General features: G+C 66.1%; 4 protein-coding genes and 2 CRISPR repeat arrays. Of the genes, 2 read left to right on the top strand and 2 right to left on the bottom strand.

The annotated features are described in order from the left end of the window. Together ABD808_RS36895 and ABD808_RS36900 are read left to right on the top strand one after the other, a co-directional pair. A partial coding sequence (locus tag ABD808_RS36895; RefSeq protein WP_344907689.1) for a glycoside hydrolase domain-containing protein occupies positions 1-1,985 on the top strand: 1,985 nt, incomplete at its 5' end. Between the two features lie 65 nt (positions 1,986-2,050). Beyond that, a complete protein-coding gene (locus tag ABD808_RS36900) occupies positions 2,051-2,686 on the top strand; it encodes a hypothetical protein (protein WP_344907691.1) in 636 nt (211 codons plus the stop codon). Here the strand turns inward: ABD808_RS36900 and ABD808_RS36905 are convergent. Then, on the bottom strand, positions 2,659-3,078 hold the full coding sequence (locus ABD808_RS36905) for a hypothetical protein (RefSeq protein WP_344907694.1): 420 nt from the start codon (positions 3,076-3,078) through the stop codon (positions 2,659-2,661). The genes ABD808_RS36900 and ABD808_RS36905 overlap by 28 nt on opposite strands. Positions 3,079-3,522: 444 nt before the next feature. After that, positions 3,523-3,801 carry a hypothetical protein gene (locus ABD808_RS36910; RefSeq protein WP_344907697.1) on the bottom strand — a complete coding sequence of 93 codons (279 nt, stop codon included), beginning with the start codon at positions 3,799-3,801 and terminating at the stop codon, positions 3,523-3,525. A gap of 688 nt (positions 3,802-4,489) precedes the next feature. Then, a CRISPR array of direct repeats spans positions 4,490-4,823; the repeat unit is 28 nt; unit sequence GAACCATCCCCGCGTGCGCGGGGCCGAC. A gap of 91 nt (positions 4,824-4,914) precedes the next feature. Then, positions 4,915-5,246: direct repeats of the CRISPR family, unit length 28 nt; unit sequence GAACCATCCCCGCGTGCGCGGGGCCGAC. Positions 5,247-5,341: the final 95 nt, after the last annotated feature.

Consider the following 5,341-nt stretch of genomic DNA (forward strand, 5'->3'; position numbering starts at 1 on the left):
CCCGACACACCGCCAGCGATCATGACGTGATCAGAGCCGTCCTCACCGCAAGCGAAAAAGGCTCAGTGCAGCAATGGCTCAACAACAGGTACTTCGGTCGGCGAAACTTCTTTATCATTCCCTGTGACGGCATCTTTTCCCGGGATGTACAGAAGGCGCTCTATCTGGCCATCCAGTTCGAGCTCGGCATGTCCGACGAGCAGGCGACGGGCGTCTTCGGCCCCGGCACGCAAGCGGGGCTGAGAGCGAACCAGCTCGCCAGTGGATCCACCGGACCGTTCGTTCAGATCTTCACCGCCGCCATGATCTTCAACCAGGCTAGGGGGAGCTCTGGCGCGAAGTTCCTCGGCTTCACCGACACGTTCGGTTCCGACGTCGTCGACGCCATCAAAGTGTTCCAGGGATTCAGCGAACTGCCGGTGAGTGGGAAAGGGGACTTCTCGACCTGGTGCCAGTTGCTCGTCTCCACCGGAGACCCCGACCGGCCAGGCGCGGCCGCCGACTGCGTCGAGACCGTCACGGATGCTCGGGCGAAGGCGCTCAAGGCCGCCGGCGTCCGGATCGTGGGACGCTATCTTGACGAGCGTCCCAGCAAGGAGCCGCTGAACAAGCAGATCCAGCCGGGCGAGCTGGACACCATCTTCAGGAACGGACTGAAGGTTTTCCCGATCTCCCAGTACTACGGCGGCGAGCTCAAGTACTTCGAATACACCCAGGGTTTCACGGACGCGAGCCAAGCACATGACGCGGCCGAGAAATACGGATTCAACGCGGGGACGACGATCTACTTCGCGGTCGACTACGATGCCACGGACGCCGATATCACCAACAAGATCATTGGCTACTTCGACGGGGTCGTGGCCGGGCTGGCCAACCGCGGCAAGAAGTACCTGCACGGGGTCTACGGATCCCGGAACGTCTGTGCGCGGGTCTCTCGGGAGACGTTCGCGCGCTGGTCGTTCGTGTCGGGCATGTCTACCGGATACTCCGGCAACATGGGGTTCCCACTCCCGACCAACTGGTCGTTCAACCAGATCCAGACGACGTCGGTGGGGTCCGGCTCCGGGCATATCAACATCGACAAGGACGCTTGCAAGACCGGGACGGATCCGGCGACCGATCGGGTCAACTCACCTGGCACACCGGTCGACGAATTCCTGGGGTACGTCGACGAGCTGTACTCCCTGGCGCTCAGCTACAGCTCGTCTCAGGGCAACCCGAGACCCGATCCGAACCGCCTCGTGACCACGTTCATGCGGCACACCGAGTACGACGACTCCAACTGGGAAATGCTCACCGGCCCGATCGATAAGAACTGGATCCGGTACGCCAAGAACTCCGGTATCAGGATGATCGAAACATTCCCGGACCCCTTCTACGGCGTGAACTACAAGGTCAGGCATTTCGCTGTGGCCGCCGAGGGAATCTACACCAACGGCAAGGCCAACAATGTCGCCAACCGCGGTGATTTCTGTGGCTGGGGCGGCGACTGGGTGACCTTCTACGCCGAGTGGCGCCGCGACAGCGACACCTACTCCTCCGGCTACGACTACTGCAAAGCATATCTCTTCCAGCCCGGCGACCGCGGCGGGTTCAAGGTCCGTGACCTCATCGAGGACGCGGACGGCTTCAACATCGGGATGCGGATCCGTGACGGCGCGAACATCGCGACCGAGATCAGGAACAATCTCCAGAAGGGCGGGCACCTCAGCCGCTTCAAGCGCTTCTACGAGGGGCGCTTCGGCGGCCGCGCCGACAAGGCTCGGGACGCGGCCGCGAGCATGCTGCTGGCGAGCACCGACGCCCAGCTCACCACGCTCAAGAACGCCGTCATTCAAAAGGTCGGGGGTGGGGTGGCACTGCCGGACGCGCTGCCTCCGGCGAAGCTGGCGGAGCTTAACCTCGGATTCGCGGACTTCCTTCTGATCAAGGTCGGCCAGGAAGATGCCCAGAAGCGTCGCCCGGTCCGTCGCCCGACCCGGTAAAGGAGAACACCTTGTCTCAACCGGTTCCAGTGTCACGCAGAAAGGTCCTGTATTCGATTTCGGCGGTGGCGGGCGGCCTCGCCGCCGGGACTCTCGGCCTGCCGGGCACCGCTCAGGCCGCAGCCTCGCTGCCGCGCGGGAAGGTCACACAGAACGGCTGGCCGACCGTTGGGAAGGACGCCGTCGACCGGATGAGTGTCGAGGGCAGCGCCTCCCGTCTCGCGCTGCTGCCGGGGCCGACGGCGGTCGTCCTCCTTCATGTCGCGCGCCGTTTTAATTACGAGATCGCCGAGCTGGAGAAGGGGGACATCCAAGGCTGGCGAAATCATCCGTCGATCAAAGCCCCGTTCGAGACGAACTACCGTTCTGGAACCGCCATCGAGATTCAGGCCAATCTCTACCCGACGGGTTCCGCGGGTAATCTCTTCGCCCCTCAGATCGCCCTGATACGAGACATTCTCATGGAATGCGAGGGCGTGGTGCGCTGGGCAGGCGACGACCAGATCCCGAAGGAAGGCCATTTCCAGATCGATGTTCTTCCCGGCTCGGATGTTCTCGCCAAGGTCGCCGCGAAGTTGCGGGGTTGGGAGGAAGCCCCGGGGGCAGGGCCTGGGGCGCCGGTCGACCCGTTCAGCCGTGACCGGCGGACGGCCTCCTTGAACCTCGAAAGGCTTCAGCGGTCCGGGCGTTGGCGACCCTGACGCGAGAGGCCGAACGTGAGAGCCGCCGCTGCTGCTGCGGCGGCGGCACTCACCAACACCGCCAGCGCCGGGTTGACCCAGCTCGGGACGATCTCCACAACGGTGCCTCCCCGAAGACACTTGGTGCTGAGTGGCACATGGTCCGAGGAGACCGGAAGCTGATCGTAATTGCCCGCGTAGTCGCAGACGCGGTCTCTGAAGACCGCACCCGAGTACCAGAGGGACGCGCCGCCGTATACGGCGCCGGCCCCGCAAAGAAACGTCAGAGCCAGCCTAATCAGGATTTTCGCGACCGGCACCGGTCCTTCCTTCTCGCGGCCGGGCCGGAGAATGCTGAACAGTCTCCACGCAGACACGGCGGTAGCCGCACCGAACAGCAAGGCAAGTGTCATCACAGTGTCATGAATACCACACCTGGGGGCGGCAGGATCATGCTGGTTTCCACCCACGAGCACGGTCCACCTCAGAACGCTCTACCGAGAAACGAACTGCTCTCCGTGATAAGTACCAGCTCAGGAGATTGAAAGAATCCCTTGGCCAATAGGTCAGGACACCGCGACCACCTACTATCCGGATTCGAGCACGGCCGTTGACTGAGATCATCGGGTCAGGACTGCAAGGAACTTGACTCGCCTGGCTTTGGGCGGTCTGCGAGTCCGTGGCCGGATTGCTCGATGTTCCTCCGTCGGCACCCAGGTTGAGAACCATCTCGAACGGCTCGGCATCCCCCTGTGGGCGTCCGACGATCTGATCAGCCTGAACGGGAAGCGCTCGTCTCAGGCGCTCACGTTTCTGCACTGATCGTCTCCGGCGACGGGGGCCTTTCCGTGGACGTGTCAGCCGGTGGTGAAGGAGCTGATGGCGCGTGTGGCGCGGTCGGCGATGGCGGCCAGCGGCTCGGCGAGTTCGGGCGGGTCGAGCAGGGTGTAGTCGAGGGGCAGCATGCTGACGCGGTAGGCGAGGAAGTGTAGCGAGTCCGAGCGGGTGTGCAGCAGGCACGTGGTGCCGTTCACCGCTTCCAGGGCGCCGTGCCAGGCGGTGACGTGCGGGGCGGCCTCGTTCGCGGGGACGACTGGGCGCGCGGATACCCACGCGATCCTCGCCGACGCAGGCACGGGCGGCCACAAGCCTGGGACTCTACTTCGCCGCCCTCACCGCCCTGCGGCTGATCGTGTTCACGTCAGCAACATCGTTCGCACCCATGGCCCAATCCGACGGCATGCATCGCTGAGTGATGCTCCAAAAATCGCACACATGCGTGCCCCGTCGAGCCTCCGGTGCCCTGGTTCGAGCTGCCTACGGGGAACCACGCGCATGGCTGCACCCACAACCCCACCACCCGCCGCTGCCAACTAACAATCCCGTCCCACTTCCCTATCCCCTAACCGCGATGGCCGTCCGCACATGCCGACCGCAACCCCGATCGGCGGCGGGCGGTCAGGCATCCCCGCGTGCGCGGGGCCGACCGGATGCAAGAGTTGTCCGAAGTGATCGACGGGGAATCATCCCCGCATGCGCGGGGCCGACGAGCACGCGCAGGCCATCGCCGAACGGAGCCGCGAACCATCCCCGCATGCGCGGGGCCGACTGGCACTGCCCGGAGGTGAAGATGGGCGCCGACGAACCATCCCCGCGTGCGCGGGGCCGACCGCTAAGATCACTCCCGGCCGGGCCGCCCAATTGAACCATCCCCGCGTGCGCAGGGCCGACGAGGCGACCGTACGACGCGCGGTCAAGGCCACGGAACCATCCCCGCGTGGCGGGGCCGACCTCAGAGTCGCGGTCGTGCCCAGCAGCGTCTCGGAACCATCCCCGCGTGCGCGGGGCCGACGACCAGGAGGACGGCACCGGACAGGGCGCCCTGGAACCATCCCCGCGTGCGCGGGGCCGAATTGCGCGGCGCACGTCAGCCCGCCGGGGTCGGGGAACCATCCCCGCGTGCGCGGGGCCGACACCAACCCTCCGGACGACACGCCAACGGGGACAGAACCATCCCCGCGTGCGCGGGGCCGACGCGGTTGTCCGGACCATGGCTCCCGTCCTCGTGGAACCATCCCCACGTGCGCGGGGCCGACATCGGGCGTAACCCCTTGTTTCCCGGCGTGTGCGGACCATCCCCGCGTGCGCGGGGCCGACGCGCCGCGCCCCGAGGACCTCGCAGCCCACGGCGGACCATCCCCGTGCGCGGGGCCGATGCTGGGGCTGAGCGGGCGGCCGAAGTCACTGAGGGACCATCTCCGCGTGCGCGGGGCCGACGGCCTGCGGCAACAGGTCGGACATACCTGGATCGGACCATCCCCGCGTGCGCGGGGCCGACGCGCAGCCTCCCGGCTGGACAGGGCGCCCCGGGGAACCATCCCCGCGTGCGCGGGGCCGACGCGCCTGCCACATCACCCGCCGCATCCAACGGGGAACATCCCCGCGTGCGCGGGGCCGACGTTTCCGGGATGCCACAGCTGTGGAGGTAATCGGAACCATCCCCGCGTGCGCGGGGCCGACCGCGTTCCGCCAGCGAGAACAGGACGGCTGCGAGAACCATCCCCGCGTGCGCGGGGCCGACGGTAGCAGCCGGTCCACCCAGGGCCCTCAGTGAGGGGCCCCGCGCTTTCCGGACAGCTGCTTGATGGGTGATATGCGTGCAGATCTACGCTGCTT

Origin of the sequence: Actinomadura meridiana (assembly GCF_039537545.1) — a bacterium.
GTDB lineage: Bacteria > Actinomycetota > Actinomycetes > Streptosporangiales > Streptosporangiaceae > Spirillospora > Spirillospora meridiana.

Excerpts from the sequence above, each read along its gene's own strand:
- ABD808_RS36905 (WP_344907694.1), bottom strand. The coding sequence starts at position 3,078 with ATGACACTTGCCTTGCTGTTCGGTGCGGCTACCGCCGTGTCTGCGTGG.